23 protein-coding genes are annotated in these 19,613 nt (G+C 35.5%); 13 read left to right on the forward strand and 10 right to left on the reverse strand.

What is annotated here, in order from left to right; genetic code table 11:
• Position 1: 1 nt before the first annotated feature.
• The 5 genes from KHA96_RS07340 to KHA96_RS07360 all read left to right on the forward strand — a co-directional run bounded on the left by KHA96_RS07340 (position 2) and on the right by KHA96_RS07360 (position 3,235).
• Positions 2 to 214, forward strand: a complete 213-nt coding sequence (locus KHA96_RS07340) for a DUF5342 family protein (RefSeq protein WP_213128585.1) — start codon at positions 2 to 4, stop codon at positions 212 to 214.
• 104 nt (positions 215 to 318) lie between these two features.
• Entirely contained in the window at positions 319 to 510 is a 192-nt protein-coding gene (locus KHA96_RS07345; RefSeq protein ID WP_213128586.1) for a hypothetical protein, read from the forward strand.
• Positions 511 to 578: 68 nt separating this feature from the next.
• Complete coding sequence (locus KHA96_RS07350; protein ID WP_213128587.1) at positions 579 to 1,472, forward strand: PucR family transcriptional regulator; 894 nt, start codon at positions 579 to 581, stop codon at positions 1,470 to 1,472.
• Positions 1,473 to 1,584: 112 nt separating this feature from the next.
• On the forward strand, positions 1,585 to 2,685 hold the full coding sequence (locus tag KHA96_RS07355) for an ABC transporter ATP-binding protein (RefSeq protein ID WP_213128588.1): 1,101 nt from the start codon (positions 1,585 to 1,587) through the stop codon (positions 2,683 to 2,685).
• Between the two features lie 349 nt (positions 2,686 to 3,034).
• Positions 3,035 to 3,235 carry an alpha/beta-type small acid-soluble spore protein gene (locus KHA96_RS07360; protein ID WP_213128589.1) on the forward strand — a complete coding sequence of 67 codons (201 nt, stop codon included), beginning with the start codon at positions 3,035 to 3,037 and terminating at the stop codon, positions 3,233 to 3,235.
• A 222-nt stretch (positions 3,236 to 3,457) separates the two neighbouring features.
• Here the strand turns inward: KHA96_RS07360 and fumC are convergent, their stop codons facing one another.
• The 3 genes from fumC to KHA96_RS07375 all read right to left on the reverse strand — a co-directional run bounded on the left by fumC (position 3,458) and on the right by KHA96_RS07375 (position 7,356).
• Positions 3,458 to 4,840 (reverse strand): class II fumarate hydratase, encoded by a 1,383-nt coding sequence (fumC, locus tag KHA96_RS07365; RefSeq protein ID WP_213128590.1) that lies wholly within the window; start codon positions 4,838 to 4,840, stop codon positions 3,458 to 3,460.
• A gap of 134 nt (positions 4,841 to 4,974) precedes the next feature.
• The gene (locus tag KHA96_RS07370; RefSeq protein WP_213128591.1) at positions 4,975 to 7,050 is read right to left on the reverse strand and encodes a transglycosylase domain-containing protein; all 2,076 of its coding nucleotides are present in this window, start codon (positions 7,048 to 7,050) and stop codon (positions 4,975 to 4,977) included.
• 144 nt (positions 7,051 to 7,194) lie between these two features.
• Positions 7,195 to 7,356 carry a hypothetical protein gene (locus tag KHA96_RS07375; RefSeq protein WP_213128592.1) on the reverse strand — a complete coding sequence of 54 codons (162 nt, stop codon included), beginning with the start codon at positions 7,354 to 7,356 and terminating at the stop codon, positions 7,195 to 7,197.
• A gap of 445 nt (positions 7,357 to 7,801) precedes the next feature.
• On the opposite strand from KHA96_RS07375, the gene KHA96_RS07380 reads away from it, so the two are divergent.
• Entirely contained in the window at positions 7,802 to 8,917 is a 1,116-nt protein-coding gene (locus KHA96_RS07380; protein ID WP_213128593.1) for an ATP-binding protein, read from the forward strand.
• Between the two features lie 91 nt (positions 8,918 to 9,008).
• Here KHA96_RS07380 and KHA96_RS07385 read toward each other — a convergent pair whose 3' ends face one another.
• Positions 9,009 to 9,134, reverse strand: coding sequence for a YjcZ family sporulation protein (locus tag KHA96_RS07385; RefSeq protein WP_213128594.1), 126 nt, complete (start codon positions 9,132 to 9,134; stop codon positions 9,009 to 9,011).
• Positions 9,135 to 9,305: 171 nt separating this feature from the next.
• On the opposite strand from KHA96_RS07385, the gene KHA96_RS07390 reads away from it, so the two are divergent.
• On the forward strand, positions 9,306 to 11,399 hold the full coding sequence (locus KHA96_RS07390) for a DNA topoisomerase III (RefSeq protein WP_213128595.1): 2,094 nt from the start codon (positions 9,306 to 9,308) through the stop codon (positions 11,397 to 11,399).
• Positions 11,400 to 11,669: 270 nt separating this feature from the next.
• On the opposite strand, the gene KHA96_RS07395 is transcribed toward KHA96_RS07390, so the two are convergent.
• Positions 11,670 to 12,596 carry a dipeptidase gene (locus KHA96_RS07395; protein ID WP_213128596.1) on the reverse strand — a complete coding sequence of 309 codons (927 nt, stop codon included), beginning with the start codon at positions 12,594 to 12,596 and terminating at the stop codon, positions 11,670 to 11,672.
• A gap of 120 nt (positions 12,597 to 12,716) precedes the next feature.
• On the opposite strand from KHA96_RS07395, the gene KHA96_RS07400 reads away from it, so the two are divergent.
• From KHA96_RS07400 to KHA96_RS07410, 3 genes are all read left to right on the forward strand, one after another.
• Complete coding sequence (locus KHA96_RS07400; protein ID WP_213128597.1) at positions 12,717 to 12,995, forward strand: hypothetical protein; 279 nt, start codon at positions 12,717 to 12,719, stop codon at positions 12,993 to 12,995.
• A 112-nt stretch (positions 12,996 to 13,107) separates the two neighbouring features.
• On the forward strand, positions 13,108 to 13,200 hold the full coding sequence (locus KHA96_RS07405) for a YjcZ family sporulation protein (RefSeq protein ID WP_213128598.1): 93 nt from the start codon (positions 13,108 to 13,110) through the stop codon (positions 13,198 to 13,200).
• Between the two features lie 102 nt (positions 13,201 to 13,302).
• The gene (locus KHA96_RS07410) at positions 13,303 to 13,587 is read left to right on the forward strand and encodes a hypothetical protein (protein ID WP_213128599.1); all 285 of its coding nucleotides are present in this window, start codon (positions 13,303 to 13,305) and stop codon (positions 13,585 to 13,587) included.
• 37 nt (positions 13,588 to 13,624) lie between these two features.
• On the opposite strand, the gene KHA96_RS07415 is transcribed toward KHA96_RS07410, so the two are convergent.
• A complete protein-coding gene (locus tag KHA96_RS07415; RefSeq protein WP_213128600.1) occupies positions 13,625 to 15,037 on the reverse strand; it encodes a SpoVR family protein in 1,413 nt (470 codons plus the stop codon).
• Positions 15,038 to 15,159: 122 nt separating this feature from the next.
• On the opposite strand from KHA96_RS07415, the gene KHA96_RS07420 reads away from it, so the two are divergent.
• Complete coding sequence (locus KHA96_RS07420; protein ID WP_213128601.1) at positions 15,160 to 15,417, forward strand: YhdB family protein; 258 nt, start codon at positions 15,160 to 15,162, stop codon at positions 15,415 to 15,417.
• Positions 15,418 to 15,585: 168 nt separating this feature from the next.
• Here KHA96_RS07420 and KHA96_RS07425 read toward each other — a convergent pair whose 3' ends face one another.
• The 3 genes from KHA96_RS07425 to KHA96_RS07435 are packed head-to-tail and all read right to left on the reverse strand — an operon-like array spanning position 15,586 to position 17,929.
• The gene (locus tag KHA96_RS07425; protein ID WP_213128602.1) at positions 15,586 to 16,122 is read right to left on the reverse strand and encodes an NADPH-dependent FMN reductase; all 537 of its coding nucleotides are present in this window, start codon (positions 16,120 to 16,122) and stop codon (positions 15,586 to 15,588) included.
• A gap of 28 nt (positions 16,123 to 16,150) precedes the next feature.
• The gene (locus tag KHA96_RS07430) at positions 16,151 to 16,792 is read right to left on the reverse strand and encodes a response regulator (RefSeq protein ID WP_213128603.1); all 642 of its coding nucleotides are present in this window, start codon (positions 16,790 to 16,792) and stop codon (positions 16,151 to 16,153) included.
• 12 nt (positions 16,793 to 16,804) lie between these two features.
• Positions 16,805 to 17,929, reverse strand: a complete 1,125-nt coding sequence (locus KHA96_RS07435) for a GAF domain-containing sensor histidine kinase (RefSeq protein WP_213128604.1) — start codon at positions 17,927 to 17,929, stop codon at positions 16,805 to 16,807.
• A gap of 196 nt (positions 17,930 to 18,125) precedes the next feature.
• On the opposite strand from KHA96_RS07435, the gene KHA96_RS07440 reads away from it, so the two are divergent.
• Entirely contained in the window at positions 18,126 to 18,563 is a 438-nt protein-coding gene (locus KHA96_RS07440) for a disulfide oxidoreductase (RefSeq protein WP_213128605.1), read from the forward strand.
• Positions 18,560 to 19,027 carry a thioredoxin family protein gene (locus KHA96_RS07445; RefSeq protein WP_213128606.1) on the forward strand — a complete coding sequence of 156 codons (468 nt, stop codon included), beginning with the start codon at positions 18,560 to 18,562 and terminating at the stop codon, positions 19,025 to 19,027. The genes KHA96_RS07440 and KHA96_RS07445 overlap by 4 nt, the downstream gene beginning before the upstream one ends.
• A 96-nt stretch (positions 19,028 to 19,123) precedes the next feature.
• Here the strand turns inward: KHA96_RS07445 and KHA96_RS07450 are convergent, their stop codons facing one another.
• Entirely contained in the window at positions 19,124 to 19,522 is a 399-nt protein-coding gene (locus KHA96_RS07450) for a DUF5365 family protein (protein ID WP_213128607.1), read from the reverse strand.
• Positions 19,523 to 19,613: the final 91 nt, after the last annotated feature.

A 19,613-nucleotide genomic window follows, 5' to 3' on the forward strand; every position in this document is an offset into this window, starting at 1 on the left:
AATGCTTCAACATTTCCAAATTCGCTCACTTTTCGATGAAAAGGAGCTTCCGGGCTGGATATTTTCTTTTTATTATCAACAATGTAAATATAATGGTACTTACCATTCAAATGGGAAAATTGAATGGCAATCCGAGCCTCCCGATAAAGCAAGTCTAATGAACGTAGAAAAGCAAATACACGATTTAATGATTTATCACATTTATGATAAATAGTTAACAATTAAGGTAAAATCTATTTTACACAATAATTACCAATCGTTAAAATGAATGTACCACACATCTTGCTTCCAAACTATTCGTAAGGAGGCTGATGGCGAATGGATAAAGATAATAAAGAGAACCAATTTTTACCTGATACACAAAATGAAGGTCGCGATCAATTTTATGTTGATGTCGACAGAATGATTAACGAAGGGATGTCAGGGGGATCTGTTCATATGCGAGCTGATTCCACAAACATAGAGGAATCTATTGACTTTTTTCCCGAAGATAAACCGAAAGAAATTTAGAAGAACTAGATGGGCTGGCTCATTGTCAGCCCATCCCTATTCTAAAATATATATAAAGAGGCGACACAATGTTTAATCGATTATTACAATTATATCCAAACGCAATATCGGCCAGTAAACCAATTGCTGATTCAGATTATTTCTGGATAAAGAATGATAAAAACTATATTGGTATTCCTAAAAAGGATATTTCGGAAATTGAAATATCATTATTACATACTTTATTTCCCATTGAATATAGAGATGAGCAGTTTCCTCTATCTTCTATTGCTAAAGAATGGAGAGAGTATTTGCAAGGTGATGGCCAACTCCCTTCTACACAGGCAAAAGTTATTCGCTTTATCCACTTCTCAATTTCGGATAATCGCGATGAATTTCTATTTGATGGATGGGAAGAGGCGGTAAAAAGCTTATTTTCCAACGAAGTGACCATCGTCCCTTTTAGTAGGAGTCAAGGAGTCATAATCGAAGAGCAAAGCAATGTATGTATAACGGAAGACGAGCTATTCTCGGCCATCCAAGCTTTTGAGAGTGATTTTTTCTTTAAAATCCACTTTTATATTGGTCGTTTTCAAGAAATAGATTCTACTTTAAAATCGTTATTTTCACTCGAGCAAACAATGTTAAAATTATCATTATCGGAGCATCCGGAAGAAAGAATTTTCACCCGTGAAAAATTAATGCCTCTATACTTATACCGCTTAATTCCCGATACAGAGGAAAGAATTTTGTTTGCAGATGTACATAGCCTTTTAAAGGATGATCTTGAATTAGCTGAAACTATAAAGGCTTATATTGAAAATCAATCGAATGCTACCTTAACCGCAAAACAGCTTTTTATGCATAGAAATAGTTTACAATATAGAATTGATAAATTTATTGAAAAAACAGGAATCGACATTAAATCATTCCATGGAGCGTTTTTTGCTTACTTAGCTTGTTTGCATATTGACGACATTTAATGCATCCTGCCAAAAATCTATCTACTTTTTTGTGCACCCTGTCCATAGCCACTTGAAAGCGTATTCTGTAAACTATGATTTAAATACATTACTTTTTCAGGGGGAATTACAAATGGCAGAGTTGCGCTTAGATAGTATTTATAAAGTATATGACAACAAAGTTACAGCTGTTGAAGATTTCAATCTTCATGTAAAAGACAAAGAATTTATCGTATTCGTTGGTCCATCTGGTTGTGGTAAATCTACTACACTACGTATGATCGCTGGACTAGAAGAAATTACTCAAGGCGACTTCTATATTGACGATAAAAGAGTAAATGATGTTGCTCCTAAAGACCGCGATATCGCGATGGTATTCCAAAACTATGCCCTTTACCCACATATGAGTGTTTATGATAACATGGCATTCGGATTGAAACTTCGTAAAATGCCTAAAAAAGAAATTGAGCAACGTGTAAATGAAGCTGCTAAAATTCTTGGTCTTGAAAACTTCTTAGATCGTAAACCAAAAGCTCTTTCTGGTGGTCAGCGCCAGCGTGTTGCTCTAGGCCGTGCGATCGTTCGTGACGCAAAAGTATTCTTGATGGACGAGCCGCTTTCTAACCTTGATGCTAAACTTCGTGTACAAATGCGTGCTGAAATTGCAAAGCTTCACCAAAGACTTCAAACAACTACTATTTACGTAACGCATGACCAAACAGAAGCAATGACAATGGCGAGCCGTATCGTTGTTATGAAAGACGGAATTATCCAACAAGTTGGTACTCCTAAAGAAGTATACGAAAACCCAGTTAATATTTTCGTTGGCGGCTTTATGGGTTCACCTGCAATGAACTTCTTTAACGGAAAATTGGAAGCTGATGGTTTCTTAGTGGAAAATAAAGTTAAAGTTGCTGTTCCAGAAGGCAAAATGAAAATGCTTCGTGATCAAGGATATGTTGGTAAGGAACTTGTTCTTGGTGTCCGTCCTGAAGATATTCATGATGAACCTGCATTTATTGAAGCTTCTCAAGGAACAAAGATTAATGTTAAGATCGATGTTGCCGAACTTACAGGTGCAGAAACAATGCTATATGCTGCGATCGGTAACACAGATTTCATTTCAAGAATTGACGCAAGAACAATTGTAGAGCCTGGTCAAACTATAGATCTTGCATTTGACATGAACAAATCTCACTTCTTTGATATTACAACTGAACAAAGAATTCGCTAATATTCTTTAAAACCAAATCCCTGCCTAATATTAGGCAGGGATTTTTGCGTGGAAAAGAAGCATACTATTTTTATTAGAAAAGCGCTAGGCGCATGAAGCTAGTTGATGAAAGACTTCTTTTTAATAAGAATTGTATATTATTTTATTCTTTCTTTAATTTAAATAAAAATATTTGGTGAAAATTCCCTGATGCCACAACGCATATTTTAATGTAAAAAAAATCATAATACAAAATACAAACAGATCATTATTAACCGATGGGTTAACTTAAAAGGCACAGTTATCGTGCGCCGGTGCAATTCCGGCTAACCCAACCAATACTATATTTCACAACAAGGAGATGACACAAATGGCTAACAGCAATTCAAACCAACTTGTAGCTCCAGGTGCACAACAAGCAATTGATCAAATGAAATATGAAATCGCATCTGAATTTGGAGTAAACCTTGGTGCGGACACAACTTCACGCGCTAACGGATCCGTTGGTGGAGAAATTACGAAGCGTTTAGTGCAAATGGCAGAACAACAGCTTGGCGGTTTTTCTCACTAACACATAATTTCATAAAAGTGGAAAAAGCCCTCGGTTCATACCGGGGGCTGTTTAACTTTTTCTTTCTAGCTCCAACACCTATCGACTAGCAAACTTTTTGTCTCTTCCTTAAGATAAGTCTAGGGACAAAGGAAGGTTAGCTAAATCACCACGTCCGTGGAGAGGTAGAAGCACCCGCATTCTACGGGCCTGTACGACGATGAGCAAGGTGCTTTCGTTTTCTTACAAATTTACCATTTTACTTGGAACAATCCATTCATCATATTGTTCTTCAGTTACGTACCCCGTTTTAATAGCTGCTTCTTTTAAAGTTGATCCATCTTTAAATGCAAGCTTTGCAATTTCTGCCGCTTTTTCATACCCAATGTAAGGATTTAAAGCCGTCACAAGCATTAAAGAGCGGTTAACGTTTTCTTCTATAACCTCTACATTTGGTTCAAGACCTTGCACACAGTTAACATCAAACGAAATCATTCCATCCGCGAGTAAATGAACAGATTGCAAGAAACTATAAATAATCACAGGTTTATATACATTAAGTTCAAAATTTCCTTGGCTTGCACCAAACCCGATAGCTGCATCATTTCCAAATACTTGGATTGCAACCATCGTCAGCGCTTCACTTTGAGTTGGATTTACTTTACCTGGCATGATCGAGCTTCCTGGTTCATTTGCAGGTATCGAAATCTCGCCAATTCCACTTCTTGGCCCACTTGCCAACCAGCGGACATCATTGGCTATTTTCGTTAAATCAGCTGCAAGTCCTTTTAAAGCACCGTGAACATACACAATCTCATCATGGCTTGTTAAGGCATGATATTTATTATCAGATGAAACAAATGAGTATCCTGTTTGCTCTGTAAGCTGGTGTGCAACCATATCTCCAAATTTAGGATCAGCATTAATACCAGTTCCGACAGCAGTTCCACCAATGGCTAAGTTGAGCAAATGCTCTGCACTTTCTTTAATCATTTTTTCACTTTTCTCCAACATGGCTCGCCAACCGCTTATTTCTTGTCCTAGTGTAATCGGTGTAGCATCTTGCAAATGAGTACGACCGATTTTAATAATATTCATATACGCTTCTTCTTTTTTTAGAAGCGTTTGCTTCAATTGATTAATCGCTGGCAATAATCGATTGCTGATATCATCATAGGCAGCTACATGCATAGCTGTTGGAAATGTATCATTTGAACTTTGCGACATATTAATATCATCGTTTGGGTGGATTTTTTCATCAGAACCTAATTCCTTTAAAAGTTCATTTCCACGTCTTGCAACTACTTCATTCACGTTCATATTAGATTGCGTTCCACTTCCTGTTTGCCATACTACAAGTGGAAAATGATCGTTAAATTTACCTTCTAATACTTCATCGCAAGCTTGAGAAATAGCTGATGTCTTTGCATCTGATAATTTCCCAAGTTTATTATTTGCAGCAGCGGCTGCTTTCTTCAATTGAGCAAATGCGCTAATGATTTCTATCGGCATTTTCTCATTGCCAATTTTAAAGTTTTCTTTACTTCTTTGTGTTTGTGCTCCCCAATACTTATCTTGAGGTACTTTTATTTCACCTATTGTATCTTTTTCAATGCGGTATTCCATATGTATAGTCCTCCTATTTCTCATTTACACTAAGGTTTTTTCGCAAAACCGAAAATAACTATTTCTATTTTCTCATAATTATTAAAAACTTTCATCCAAGAATATATAAAAAATTAGAAGCTGATTGCCAGCTCCTAATTTCCAAACTTTTTAAATATACCTTTTAGCTTTTCTTCAAATTTCTTAAGATTGCCTTTTCCTTTTTCGAGTTTTTCTTTCCATTTCTCGGCTTCTTTTATCATCTTTTCATCAAAATCATTTAGTTTTTCTTTAATTGATTTGTCTTCTTGTTGCTGCTTTAGATGCTCATTTATTGATTTTGTTTCAAAACTTTGTTTTTCAACATACGGAAGGGCACCGTTCATCATAGCGCGGAAGATAGGAACTACAGTGTCCCCACTTCTGCCTTTTAAATAATGAGTTCGATCCGTAATATCATATCCTAACCACACCGCTCCAACTAAGTTAGGTGTGTACCCAACGAACCATTGGTCTTTTGTTCCTTCCGTTATATCTTTAAACGGAAGCTGGGTTGATCCCGTTTTACCTGCAATCGTGTAGCCGTTTATTTGAGCATTTTTTCCTGTTCCAGATTCTACGACATTTAATAACATCGATGTCATTTGCTCTGCCGTTTTCCGATCTGTAACCTTCGTTTTTTTAGGCTTTACTTCAACTTCTACTTTGCCTGTAGGCCCAACTATTTTAGTAATAATATGACTTTGCACCCTTTGTCCACCATTTGCAAATACGGCATATGCCTCGGCCATTTGTTTTGGAGAATACCCTGTTTTTGTTCCTCCAAGAGCTAGACTTAAATATTGATCATCCTCTTGAAGCGGAAGTCCAAATCTTTTAACAGAGTCAATACCTTTATCAAGACCAATCTCATTCAATAGCCATACTGCCGGAACGTTTAATGACTCCTCAACCGCTTTGTACATTGGAACATCGCCAAGATATTGATGGTTATAATTTTTTGGCTGATATCCATCAAACGATACATCCTCTTCATCTTTAAGTTTTGCTTGTGCTGAATACCCATTCTCTATAGCAGGAGTATAAACAGCTAAAGGTTTCATGACGGAGCCGGGCTGTGCTGTTAATTGCGTCGCTCGATTATAAGCCCGAAATGTATGCTCCCCTCTTCCCCCTACAAGTGCTCTTAAACCACCTGAGGCTGGATCAAGGAGAACAGATCCACTTTGTGCCAATGTCCCATCACTGCTAATAGGAAAAAGGGAATTATTTTGAAAAACTTTTTCTAAGGATGATTGAAGATTTTGATCCATTTCGGTATATATTTTATACCCTCTCGTTAAAAGTTCATCTTGAGTGTATCCATATAAATTAATTGCTTCATTAATAACCGCATCTACATAATAAGGATATTTTCCTTTTAAAGGGTCGCCACCTTTATTATCAAGTACAATTTTTTCAGCTATTGCTTCGTTATACTGCTGATCCGAAATAAAGCTAAACTTTTTCATTTGACCGAGCACAACATCTCTTCTTGCCGTAGCACCTTCATAATTTTTATAAGGATCTAATGCCGAAGGCCGATTTATAATCCCTGCAAGCATAGCAGCTTCACTTAATGTAATTTGTTCTACATCTTTCCCAAAATACTTTCTAGATGCATTTTGTACTCCCCATGCACCGCTCCCAAAATACACTTGGTTCATATACATTTCTAAAATCTCATCTTTTGAAAATGTCTTCTCCATTTCAACTGCAAGAAATACTTCTTCTAATTTTCTTTTGTAAGTGCGCTCAGGCGATAAAAGTGCCACCTTTGTTAATTGTTGAGTAATCGTACTTCCGCCTGCACTTATCCTTCCCGATTTTAAGTTTAGAAAGACCGCTCGAAAAATCCCTTTTACATCAAATCCTTTATGTTCCTTAAAGCGATGATCTTCAATTGCGATAATCGCATTTTGCAAATGCTGTGGGACTTTATCGATCGATACGCCTTCAATTCTATTAGCTGATATTTTACTTGCTTCGTCCCCATCTTTATCATAAATAATAGTCGATTGAGAAAGACCTTCTTTTAATGATTCAACATTAGCCGCACTTGCTAAATAAGCAAAATAAGCCAAAACAAACAGAACGGATAATGATAAAAGCAAGATGATGATTTGGTTAAGATGAGCCCTTTTCCAAAATTTCCAAATCGCTTCTTTTACTAATATAAGATATTTCCTCATAATCTCACCACTTTCGATACCTTGCAACTATTATATAATATACGTTTTTTAAAAACTAATCCTATATTTTTCTAAAAAAAAAAACAATCTTAGAAATTCGCCGCGATTAAGGCATTTTCTAAGACTGTTTCATAATAAATAACGTTAATTTTCTTTTTTTATCTTATTGAGTTCATCATCCATAGCTTTTAAATACATATACACTATTTGTTTTGTTTTGTCATTCGCTTCGATCACATTTAAATGCTGCATGCATTTTCGTACAATTGGGTGGGTCCTTTGCTTTTTAACAGTTTCGCCATTCATTTACTTCACCCCATTATCATATTTAATGTTTTGAAGCAATAATCTATATATACAGGGGCTAACAATTCTCGATGTATGTAGACAAAGTCAGATTATGAAAAAAGTTTGTCTGAAAATTGGTAATATGGGAGACATAAAGAGAATAATCTCTATTTATAGATATTATTATAAACTACAAATTTGAATAAATGTATAGGCATATATTCGTGGCTTTGATTATCTACATTATAATGAAAAAGACCTATTTTTAAAAAGATTTAAAAAAATTAACTAATAAATCAAAAAGATTCTTTACTAATATTCTAAATTGGCGATAATAAAAGGAGATAACAAATAATTCTTTCATTTACAAAATATATATTTAAACAATAAACTAAATATAGACATTTTTGCCATTTGATAGATTTTTGGGAATATATTGGTATAATAGAATGGAGGTGAAGTGATGGATCAGCTTAAATTTGATGTAATTTCCTATATGGAATCAAGACAAGAATTTATTTTTAAGCGTTGGAAAGAAAAAATCATCGTTCCTATTGAACAAGACCGTGAAACAATGATTAAAGGCGGTCATTTATTATTTAAAGTTATGCTCCACGCTTTTTCTTTACCTAAAAAAAATCTTGAATCTTATTTAAAATTGACTGCTGAAGATACTGAAGCAAAAATAATATATAAAACCTCTAGTATTAGCTATATAATTTATAATGCGAACATCATAAAAAATGAAATTCTAATTGAAATTGCTCAATATCGTGCGGAATGGGAAGACATCAAACCTATTTATATTAAGTTTTCAGACATCATAGATCAATTTTTATTTAATGTAACTAATTGTTATAACGATGTAAATGAGGAAACTAAGCCATTAACTGAAGAAAACCATGAAGAAAGATTAACCTTGCTAGGGCAAATGACATCAAGCTTTGTTCATGAGTTCAGAAATCCATTAACGACAATTCATGGTTTTGTACAGTTGCTGCGTTCAGAAAATCCCGAGCTTCCTTACATGGATATTATTTTAAATGAGTTGGAGCAATTAAAGTTTAGGATTACCCAATTTTTAATGTTATCAAGGAAAGAAGTCTTAAACCATGAAATTACATTATTTTCATTAAATGATTTACTCGATCAGGTTGCTTCCTTTATCTACCCAAGGCTTTTAGAGGCTAATGTGGAATTGGAAAGAGAGCTTGAGGATAATTTATACGTGAATGGATACATAGAAGAAATAAGACAAGTTTTAATTAATATTATCTTTAACGCTATTGATGTTTTATCAGAACAGATGAAGGCATCCGTTATAAAAATTAAAGGGTACAAGAATGAAGATGAATCTATCGTTTTACAAACTTCAAATACAGGTCCAAAAATTCCTGAGCCATTATTAAATACCATATTTAATCCCTTTGTAACAACAAAAAAAACAGGTACAGGGCTTGGTTTATTCGTTTGTAAGGAAATTATCGAAAAACATAATGGAAGGCTATCTTGTACGTCCGATGATGACTGGACAACATTTACGATACAACTGCCACCAGCCCAAATGCAAGAAGTATAAATATACGTGAAGGTAATACTAGGGCGGAGGGAAAATGATTTCCCTCCGCCCTATATTCTCATTCTCCATATGGTGTTTTATTTTGGTTTGTTTAATAGAACCATGCTGCTCCTACAATTATTAATAAGATAAACAATACTACGATTAACGCGAAACCACCAGCATAGCCAAAACCTCCGCCATAGCCGCCATAACCACAGCCGCCAAATCCGTACATTTGCCTCACCTCCTGATTAAAGTGAGTGAAATCACTCTTGCACAATAGTCTATTCGAGAATCCAAAATGTGTATGGACGTTTTATAAAAAAATGGATTTTTTACTCATTCGGAACTTTTCGTTATAATGATATCTATCATAGTTATTTGCTTGAAAGGGGTACGGCCTTACATGAAATCATTAGTTTTAGCCGAAAAGCCAAGTGTAGCACGTGATCTAGCCCGTGTTCTTGGTTGTACAAATAAACAAAAACATTATATTGAAGGTCCTAAATATATTGTGACGTGGGCTCTTGGACATCTCATCGAATTAAAGATGCCTGAGGATTATGATACAAAGTTTAAAAATTGGAATATGGATGACTTGCCAATCCTCCCTAAAAAAATGGAATTAAAAATCATTCGGCAAACAGCATCCCAATTTAAAGGAATTGAACATCTGGCAAAGCGCAATGATTTGAATGAGCTTATTATTGCAACAGATGCGGGGCGTGAAGGAGAACTTGTTGCGAGATGGATTATAGAAAAGATTCGTTGGAGAAAACCAGTTAAAAGACTATGGATATCATCGCAAACAGATAAAGCGATTAAAGATGGTTTTACTCATTTGAAGTCAGCCAAACAGTACGATGCTCTTTACGAATCAGCTGTTTGCAGAGCCGAAGCTGATTGGCTTATTGGATTAAATGTGACAAGAGCACTTACTACAAAATATGATGACCCATTATCTGCTGGACGTGTTCAAACTCCAACGCTTGCAATGATTTTGGACAGAGAAAAAGAAATACTAGCATTTATTCCAAAAGAATATTGGACGATCCAAACAAAAATTGGGTTAATGACAGCGTCTTGGCATCGTCAAAATGAAAAAAGACTTTTCGATGAAAAGCAAGCAAACGATATTTCACAAAAAGTAATGGATCAACAAGCAATTATTACTTCTATTGATAAAAAAGAAAAAAGTGAACAACAACCATTTCCATATGATTTAACGGAACTGCAACGAGATGCTAATAGGCGATTCGGTTTTTCAGCCAAAAAGACATCGAATGTTCTTCAATCCTTATATGAACAACATAAACTTGTTACTTATCCTAGAACAGATTCCCGTTATTTAACGACGGATATTGAAGCAACAATGGAAGGTCGCATACTTGCACTGCAAAATTCATACAAAGAAGAATGCAAACCTGCTATACAAAATAAGGGTAAAGTGTTGGCAAGAAAGGTGTTCAATAATGAAAAAGTGACGGATCATCACGCCATTATTCCAACGGATGAAAGACCGATCATAGCAAATTTATCATCAGATGAACGAAAATTATATGACATTATTGTCAGAAGATTTTTGGCATTATTTTATCCTATATATCGATACGAAACGATACATGTGACTTTCCAAATTGGAGATGAGACCTTTTCAGCGACTGAATCCAGCATTAATGATTTAGGCTTTAAAGCTGTTACAGGAAAAGGTGACGAGGATAAGCATGAAGTACAACGTCTTAGCGACTTGCAAAAAGGACAAACGTTTACGGTAAACAATGTAAAAACGGATAAAAAATTAACCGAACCGCCACTAAGATATACAGAAGCTGATTTACTCGCAAAGATGGAAAAATACGGGCTTGGAACCCCTGCGACTAGAGCAGATATTATCGAAAAACTTCTCAGCTCAGAGACAATTGATCGTCAAAATAACCGATTACATCCAACTCCTAAAGGAAAACAATTGATAGATCTTGTAAATGATGAATTAAAGTCACCTGAACTCACTGCAAAATGGGAAGCCGATTTAGAAGCGATCGCTAGAGGAAGAGGCAAATCAGAAGTTTTTTTACAAAATATTAGAAAACAGACAAATCACCTCGTTGCAGAAATTAAAAAAAGTGACAAAAAATATAAAGCACATAATCTTACAGGATCGAAATGCCCTGAATGCGGGACCCTCATGAAGGAAACAAAAGGTCGTGAAGGGCGAATTCTTGTTTGTTCAAATCGAGAATGTAATTTTCGAAAACGGAAAGATCCAAAAATTTCAAATAAAAGATGTCCTCAATGCCACAAGAAAATGGAAATACATTCAGGAAAAGCAGGAGCTTATTTTCAATGTCGCCGATGCAATCTTGTTGAAAAAGCCGATCATAAGAAAAAGAGTGTTAGTAAAAGAGAGGAACGGCAATTACTAAAAAAATATTCCGGTGAGGAAACATTCGGAAATAGTTTAGCGGATGCTTTAAAAAATGCGATGAAAGATAAAAATTAAAACCAAGGGCTGTTTAAAAGTCACATTAAAAGACTTTTAAACAGCCCTCTCTAGCTTATTAACTGTACTGTTGTTCCTAAAATATATAGGTACCGCTTTCGAGGGCTGTACATTGATGCACAGTGCCTGTAGCCATATACAGGTTCTCCCCCAGCCAGTCCTGTACCCGTACCCCAACAATCAACATCGTACGCAAAACTATTTTTCAGCCGGGAAAAACATGATTTAATCACTTGATTTATTTTAGTGGCTTTTTTATCATCCGTTTTTTCATTTCGGAAGATGTTTAAGAAAATTCTCGCCCGCAAATCCCCTTACTTGATCTGCGGAATAATATTTCAGCAATTCATTTATTAAATTTTGATGTTTGGCTGCATTTTCCAAATTGACTATATGCGTTTCGATTCCATCAAAATCAGATCCAAGGCCAATCTGCGCGGCTCCTCCTAATGAACAAAAATGGTCAATATGGTGAATCATATCAGAAATATGAGCAGTCTCTTTTTCGGTTACAAAAGGAGGATGATATACAACGTGGATCAGCCCACTTTTTTGGAATAAGGCTTTTGCTTGCTCGTCTGATAAGTTTCTAGGGTGACTACAGATTACTTTTGAATTTGAATGACTTGCAATTGGAAAATCAGCAAGATCCATTACGTCCCAAAAAGCTTTTTCGCTTAAATGAGAAACATCAGTATACACTTTATGCTCATTATTAAACTCAACAATCTCTTTTCCAAATGATGTTAGCCCAGCTCCTCGTTGTTCCCAAACACCATCTGCGGCAAGATTAGCAAGATTCCAGGTTAACCCGACGGAACGAACCCCCAAGTGGAATAATATGCTTAACTTATGTAAATCATTTCCGATACAATCCACTCCTTCTAAAGTAAGGATTGCCCCAATTTCATGGCTTTTTAAATAAGTAAGATCGTTCCAATTTCGAATATGAATGATGTCTGAATTATGTTCCAATACTTGAGTATAAAAATAATCTATTTGATCAAGAGCTGCTTGAAATTTGCTCTCGCTCTTAAGTTCTGGCGGAATAAAAATGGCAAAGCATTGAACCTTTACTTGTCCTTTAATTAAACGACTTTTATTCGCATCCAGTTCGGGAGAATCTTTAAATCTTAGCGCTCCCTTACTCTCCCATATTTTATACAGTGCATCACAATGTAAATCTATAACGTTCATAGCCTCACCTAGCTTTTCATAAAGTGTATTTCTTTCTTTATTCTACATATAATGATTGATTCCCTCTTATTATCTGCCCTTGATTAAATAGTGGTAAGATATAAGATGGAGGTTTTAAGGATGAAAACTTTATTAATGATATATTCGGTAATATTAAATGGTTTGCTTGGTTTCGTTTGGATTATTTTTGTTTCAAAACTTTTAGATTTATTTAATGCCTTTGGCAAATCCGTTTGGATGGGGATTTTTATTGGAATTGCCACAATCCTTTTTTTGGATATTACTACGAGGGTTTTCGAATCATTTGATAAGGACAAAAAACACCCTGTTAGAATTGCTGGTTACGTTTCTTTTGGGATCGTTGTCTTTGTGTCCATCGTAATCATGAAAACTTCATGAAAAATCTTTTGGCTTATTTATTTGCCATTTTTTTTGAAACTACACATTGTCCTATACGCATTGTTCACTTCACACATAAAATGCACTATGAACCTTTAAGGAGGTGCCATTTATGAGTGAACATAGAGGAATGAACAACAACTTTGCGTTAATTGTAGTTCTATTCATTCTGTTAATCATCGTTGGAACGGCATTCGTTTATTAAGGTTCGAACCGGGGAGCGTCTTATGATGCTCCTTTTAATTATTTTTCTAATCAAATATCATAATTTGGAAATGCTATAAAAAAAGAAAAAGGTGTGGTATAGATGGAGCATTTTCCAATTATTCATACTAACTTTTGGGATGCAGTTATTGCCGTTCCGCTAGTAGTTATTGTTACACAAATTATTAAAATTCTCCTTCGGGTGCCCCGATTTTTAGTACCGACAATCGCTACGGTTCTCGGCCTCATTTTCTCTATTTTCATTGCTCATAAATTCAATTTTTGGGCAGCTGTTTTTATGGGTTTTTTCTATGGAAATGCTGCCGTCGGAGTGTACGCATCATTAAAAACCTCCATTTTGGCTTATAGAAAGCCAAAAAAAGAATAATGCTCCTCTTCGTAAAGAGCAGGCATTATTCTTTTTCTTAAATAAACTTTCTTTGCATATTTCTTCCATCAAAGCTAAATAACATTGGCCTGCTTTCCACTACACTTTCTAGGTGAACAGTCCTTCCCCATAACTGATGAATATATGGTAGTACTTTTTCCAAATATTTGAGGTCAAGCTCAATTCCTTCATAAGAATGCTTTAAATAAAGCTCACCGTTTTTCATATAATCCCCATCATTCACTGTGATATAAGGAAAGCCTCCATTAACTCTCATACCTACAAGCTGATCACGAATTTCTGTCCATTCTTTGTCAATGATTTTATAATCCCTTCCTTGCTTTTGAAATAGATACATGTCTTCTCTTAACACGAGTTCTTTTGAAAGGTAATTGCGTAAAAAAGATATGTCTGATTCGATTTCTCTTACTTCAAATATTTTTTCTCGTCCTGAATTTGGCTCCACCCCTTCTTTTTTCATTTCATCATTCGGGTTATTCCATCTTTCTTCTATATCTTCAAATATTTTAAGGCCGAGATAATAAGGATTGATATTTGTTCTGGATGGTTGAACAACACCTGCATTTAATTTGGCAAATTCAATTGATTCATCGCTGGATAACTCCATTTCCCGCAATATTCGTTGATGCCAGTATGATGCCCATCCTTCATTCATAATTTTCGTTTCTAATTGAGGCCAAAAATACAGCATTTCCTCACGAATCATTGTCATAATATCCCTTTGCCAATCCGTTAGTTCCCGGCTGTACTGTTCTATAAAAAGCATAATATCTTTTTCGGGATTTGGTGGAAACTGTTTTTTCTTTTTTTTACGAGATATTTTCTTTTCTTTTCGATCATCCAACGACCACAAATCATCGAATTCACTTTTCGAAGTTATTTCTTCTTCCCATTCATCTTCATCATCTAATGACCAATCCAAAGATGGTCTTAGCAATGAAGGGTCGATATGCTCCTCTATTGCCAAGACGGCATCTAAAAAACTTTCCACTTCATGTTTTCCATGTTCAATTTCATATTGCCTTACACGTTCAGCTGTTGCTGCCATACTTTCCACCATATCCCGCTTCGTATTTCGGAAGCGCACATTATTCTTAAAAAAATCACAATGTGCCAGTACATGTGCAACAATTAGTTTATTTTGAATTAAGGAATTGGAATCAAGAAGAAATGCATAACAAGGGTTGGAATTTATAACGAGCTCGTAGATTTTACTAAGTCCGAAATCATAATGGAGCTTCATTTTGAAAAATTGCTTTCCAAAACTCCAGTGTGAAAAACGGGTTGGCATTCCATATGCTCCAAAAGTGTAAATGATGTCTGCAGGACATATTTCATAACGCATTGGATAAAAGTCCAAACCCATTCCGCTTGCAATTTCGGTAATTTCACTAATGGCATATTCTAATGCTTTCGAATCGGAATTCATTTTCACTACCCCCTTTTATCCACAATGTATGTAAAAAAACCAATCTAAATGTCAACATTTACACCGTAAACATCTTCCCTTCAAGCAAATAATAAAAGTAACTCCAAAAGGAGGGTTAATTAATGGACACTTTGGACTATGATCGCGCATTGTATTATACGCATCGATCAGAATGGGATAATTTAATTGTGCTTATGGTTAGAACAAAAGATCATATGCTTTCTAAAAGGATTGAGCGTTTTTTACATGCATACCAATTTTCAAGGGATTATACAGTAATTGAACGCAACTTATACTCGTTGCTGCGTTACCTTGATCATGCAAATAATGCAACTGCCCCCATTCATGCTCAGCACGAGGATCCAGTACTTTCAATTTGAAAAGCAAAAGCGTCTTACTAATCGACGTAAGAACTACAATAACTTCTACTGAGATAAAGGGCCTTCAGTGCAAATCGATATTGACTTATTGTAGGGAGAAGGACAAGAAGCTCGATAAGCGATGACGCTATATATAAAAAAACTCGGCATTCTTTTAAAGATGCCGAGTTACATTTTCGCTATTATATTTGATGAGATTTTTACAAACATGAGTAATTCTTGAACCATGTCATCAACTAATTTTGCTGATTCTTCCCATAAGGTACCGTCATCGTAATTAAAGCATTCCGGATCAAGCACAATTTGCTTAGGTATGACATTTGCATAAAAGCCTCTCATTACTGTGCGCATATTGTTTAAACAATTGATTCCCCCTTTCCCTCCACCTGCTGTCGCGACTAATGCCACTGGTTTATATTCAAGTTCTTCACTCGTAAGAAAGTCTAACGTATTTTTCAGTGCACCTGTCATTCCTCCGTGATATTCAGGAGATATCAAAATAATTCCCGCAGATAAACGGATTTTTTCTTTAAAATTCACCACTGCAGGCAGCTGCCACTGATTTTCTTCTCCTGTTAATAACGGGAGATCTGCTTTATTAATATCTATATAATCAAAATTATATTGCCTGGCAATATAACGAGTTAACAGCTCAGTTCTTCCGCCTTTTGGCATTCCTCCATTAATCACTAAAATACGATCCATTTTGTTCGCTCCTTCACGTCTAGCTGCTTCATTGTTCAACAAAACCGTTTTTTACTGCAAATAGTGCAGCTTGAGTCCGATCAGCTACTTGTAATTTCATAAATATATTTGATACATGCGTCTTTACTGTTTTTTCTGTAATTTTTAATTGTGCTCCGATTTCTTTATTGCTCTTTCCCTTTGCGATCTCGGTCAGCACTTCTTTCTCCCTTTGAGTTAATGCAGCAATCCGATCGTTGGCAGGATTTTTTCGGTTCATACGTGTCATCAGCATATTCGTTGCTTTAGGATGCAGTGTATTTTCTCCATTAGCGAGCTTCCTAATGGCAGATGCAAGTTCATCAGGCTCAATATCCTTAAGTTGGTATCCAGAAGCCCCTGCTTCAATGGCAGGAATGACGTGATCTTGATCTGCAAAGCTTGTTAAAATCATAATTTCTATATCTGGGCAAATTTCTTTTATTTTTCCAGTTGCTTCAATTCCGTCCATTATAGGCATAACGAGGTCCATCAATACAATGTCTGGATGCAATTGTATGGCTAGTTCAACTGCTTCTTTTCCATTTTTCGCTTCACCAACTATTCGAATATCTTTTTGAGTTTGCAGGAAAAAAACAAGTCCCCGCCTAACGACATGATGATCATCCGCAATCAACACATGAACCGTCATTTTTTTCTCCCCCTAATACGGCAATGCTACATCAATTGTTGTCCCGATTCCGAGTTCACTCCTTAGTTCAAACCGACCATTAAGGGCTTCTACACGCTCCCTCATACTTTCTATCCCGAAAGAAGGAAGTACTTTATCTATTTCATACATAAATCCGCAACCAGAATCGCTAATTGAAAGTCTCACTTCGCATTTCGTTACTTTTATTGATACATAAACATTATCTTGACCAGAATGTCGTTTAGAATTATTAAGGGCTTCCTGGCTTATCCTCCAAAGAGCCTCCTCCACCAGGGAAGGTAATGCAAGTAATCCAGATAGCTTCGTATGAACATGAAGTCCTAACATTTCTCCATATCCTTTAATTGCTTGAATAAGGCCTTTTTCCAAACCACTTGGCCGAAGTTGCCAGATTAAGGCCCTCATTTCTGTCAAAGCTTCTTGAGCAAGCTCCTGTATATGTTGAAATGTAAGTTTTGTTTCTGTATCTTCTGTCATCTCAACTCCGCCCCTTGCTGTTAGCGTAAGGGAAAATAATAGCTGATTAACGGAGTCATGTAAATCCCGGGCAAGTCGATTTCTTTCCCCAATAAGGGCGACCTCTTGCGCTTTCTTTGTTAATCTTACCCTCTTTATAGCAGAACCAATTTGCAAAGCAATTGATTCCAGTAATGCAAGCTCATCACGACTAAATTCCTTTTTTCCGGGAGCTGCTACATTTAGCAATCCAAATACTTCACTTCCTGAAGTTAGTGGGATGGTCGCATGGAAGGAGATTCCTTCAGTTTCATCCTTATTTATTTTCGCAGCTTTCTCGAGTCGACGGCATTCTATAATGTTAGATGCCCTTGTCAAGCTTCCATTATGAAAACCTTCAATGCACCAACAATTGCCTCGATTTAAAGGGCGGCAATCATTTTTTGAAAGTGCGAGAGGTAAATGTTCTGCTGCTGCAACAGTATGGCGACCATTAGGTCCAATTAAAAATATCCATCCAGTTGTAACTCCCGTAACCTGTAAAAGTTTCTTTAAAACATCTGACAATAAAGGAGTGATTTCAGTTCCTTCATTCAATAATTCAGCAATTTCCTTAAGCACTCGTAAATTGGAGTTTTTTTCATATTTTTCACGTTGCATCTAAAATCCCTCCAGCTACCTATCTATAGTATACAAAAAAACTGCATTAGACTTTATTCTCATTATGGAGTAATTTCTTCTACAACTTTAGCCTGAATATTAATTAAATATTTGTGACATCCATGTGGGAATTTTACATTTCTCATTTCCTCGGACTATAATTATTATAGTACAAGTTTCAGTGAGGATGAGAAAAATGAATAGTAAAAATGACTCTAGAGATGGATTAATGTTTTTTGCATTTGCAATTTCGGTTATCGCTTTATTGGGAAGTCTGTATTTTTCTGAAGTTCGCAAATATATGCCTTGTGAGCTTTGTTGGTATATACGAATCATAATGTATCCAATCGCACTCATTCTTGGAATTGCAACTGTAAGGAAGGACTATAAAGCAGCTCTTTATTCCGCTGCCTTTTCTGGAATCGGAATACCTGTTTCACTATATCTTTACTTAATTCAAAAAGTACCATCATTTGCTGATTCTGTACCTGCCTGCGGTGTCATACCATGTACAACGCAATATATTAATTGGCTTGGATTTATCACCATTCCTTTTCTAGCGTTGATGGCTTTTATCTTGATTTTTATTTCAAGTATATTTGTGATGAAGCGAACAAGGAGGAATATTTCATGAAAAAAATCATTATTTTTCTAGTACTCATCATCGGATTATTTGCCGCTATTTCAGTCGTTACAAAAATGCAGCAAAATGAAAAAGCTGAAGGCAATCGTTATAATAAGGCAGACCTCCATCCCTTAACGATCGATCAACTTGACAATCCACTTTATCAAAATGTCATTTTACCAGACGAACTTAAACAAAAGCTTGAAAAAGGAGAAGATGCGGTAGTATATTTTTATAGTCCTGAATGCTCCTACTGTAAGCAGACTACTCCAATTCTTAATCCTGTTGCTGAAAAAATGAATATCTCTTTATTGCAATATAATCTTTTGGAATTTAAGGAAGGTTACAATCAATACCATATTGAATATACGCCGACACTCGTTTACTTTAAAGGCGGCAAGGAAGAAGCTAGAATCGTCGGGTTGAACACAGCAGAAGAGTTCGAGGATTTTTTCCAAAATAATATTCATTGAGTTCAGAAAAAAGCCTAGAAAGTGTGTACATAGTTTCCAATTTATAATTTCCTAAGCAAAGCAAAAGGCTGTCTATTTTTAGACAGCCTTTTGTTTTTACATTAATAATTGATTTGTTGGGTTTGAGTACATACTGAAGAGTATATCAGTGTTTCCATTATTTCGAGAAATAAAATTCTCAAATGAAAAAGGAAAAAACAATCCTGATTCATTTAAAATTTCAACATTTTTTTCAAATAATAATGTGTGCTCAGAATCGAATTGCCCTTCTAAATTTAAGATAAGAACTTGAATACTGCAGATTGCTCGAAAAGCCCCATCCAAGGTAAAAAGAGAATGTTCCTTTTGTACAGGTAAACGTAATATGTTTAGGTTTAAAAAATCTGCAATCTCACAATCATTAAAGTATTGTGGGAAAATGGAAGTATAGAAATAATTTATAAGTTCATCCAATTTTTCTTCCTGTTCTTCCGTTGCTGCAACCACTACTTTCATTTCTTGACCCTACCTTTTACAATTCTTTATTTTCTATTAGAATAACATAGAATCTAGGTTGATAAGATTGGGAAAATCAAGAAACTATTTT

It is taken from the genome of Bacillus sp. FJAT-49711 (genome assembly GCF_018343715.1).
GTDB lineage: Bacteria > Bacillota > Bacilli > Bacillales > Bacillaceae_C > Lederbergia.

Coding starts and splice junctions, on each gene's coding strand:
- KHA96_RS07355 (WP_213128588.1), top strand. CDS start 1,585: ATGGCAGAGTTGCGCTTAGATAGTATTTATAAAGTATATGACAACAAA.
- KHA96_RS07340 (WP_213128585.1), top strand. CDS start 2: ATGCTTCAACATTTCCAAATTCGCTCACTTTTCGATGAAAAGGAGCTT.
- KHA96_RS07360 (WP_213128589.1), top strand. CDS start 3,035: ATGGCTAACAGCAATTCAAACCAACTTGTAGCTCCAGGTGCACAACAA.
- KHA96_RS07415 (WP_213128600.1), bottom strand. CDS start 15,037: ATGAATTCCGATTCGAAAGCATTAGAATATGCCATTAGTGAAATTACC.
- KHA96_RS07435 (WP_213128604.1), bottom strand. CDS start 17,929: ATGCAACGTGAAAAATATGAAAAAAACTCCAATTTACGAGTGCTTAAG.
- KHA96_RS07395 (WP_213128596.1), bottom strand. CDS start 12,596: ATGAACGTTATAGATTTACATTGTGATGCACTGTATAAAATATGGGAG.
- KHA96_RS07370 (WP_213128591.1), bottom strand. CDS start 7,050: ATGAGGAAATATCTTATATTAGTAAAAGAAGCGATTTGGAAATTTTGG.
- KHA96_RS07385 (WP_213128594.1), bottom strand. CDS start 9,134: ATGTACGGATTTGGCGGCTGTGGTTATGGCGGCTATGGCGGAGGTTTT.
- KHA96_RS07345 (WP_213128586.1), top strand. CDS start 319: ATGGATAAAGATAATAAAGAGAACCAATTTTTACCTGATACACAAAAT.
- KHA96_RS07450 (WP_213128607.1), bottom strand. CDS start 19,522: ATGAAAGTAGTGGTTGCAGCAACGGAAGAACAGGAAGAAAAATTGGAT.
- KHA96_RS07440 (WP_213128605.1), top strand. CDS start 18,126: ATGAATAGTAAAAATGACTCTAGAGATGGATTAATGTTTTTTGCATTT.
- KHA96_RS07405 (WP_213128598.1), top strand. CDS start 13,108: ATGAGTGAACATAGAGGAATGAACAACAACTTTGCGTTAATTGTAGTT.
- KHA96_RS07400 (WP_213128597.1), top strand. CDS start 12,717: ATGAAAACTTTATTAATGATATATTCGGTAATATTAAATGGTTTGCTT.
- KHA96_RS07445 (WP_213128606.1), top strand. CDS start 18,560: ATGAAAAAAATCATTATTTTTCTAGTACTCATCATCGGATTATTTGCC.
- KHA96_RS07390 (WP_213128595.1), top strand. CDS start 9,306: ATGAAATCATTAGTTTTAGCCGAAAAGCCAAGTGTAGCACGTGATCTA.
- KHA96_RS07380 (WP_213128593.1), top strand. CDS start 7,802: ATGGATCAGCTTAAATTTGATGTAATTTCCTATATGGAATCAAGACAA.
- KHA96_RS07410 (WP_213128599.1), top strand. CDS start 13,303: ATGGAGCATTTTCCAATTATTCATACTAACTTTTGGGATGCAGTTATT.
- KHA96_RS07425 (WP_213128602.1), bottom strand. CDS start 16,122: ATGGATCGTATTTTAGTGATTAATGGAGGAATGCCAAAAGGCGGAAGA.
- KHA96_RS07420 (WP_213128601.1), top strand. CDS start 15,160: ATGGACACTTTGGACTATGATCGCGCATTGTATTATACGCATCGATCA.
- KHA96_RS07375 (WP_213128592.1), bottom strand. CDS start 7,356: ATGAATGGCGAAACTGTTAAAAAGCAAAGGACCCACCCAATTGTACGA.
- KHA96_RS07430 (WP_213128603.1), bottom strand. CDS start 16,792: ATGACGGTTCATGTGTTGATTGCGGATGATCATCATGTCGTTAGGCGG.
- fumC (WP_213128590.1), bottom strand. CDS start 4,840: ATGGAATACCGCATTGAAAAAGATACAATAGGTGAAATAAAAGTACCT.
- KHA96_RS07350 (WP_213128587.1), top strand. CDS start 579: ATGTTTAATCGATTATTACAATTATATCCAAACGCAATATCGGCCAGT.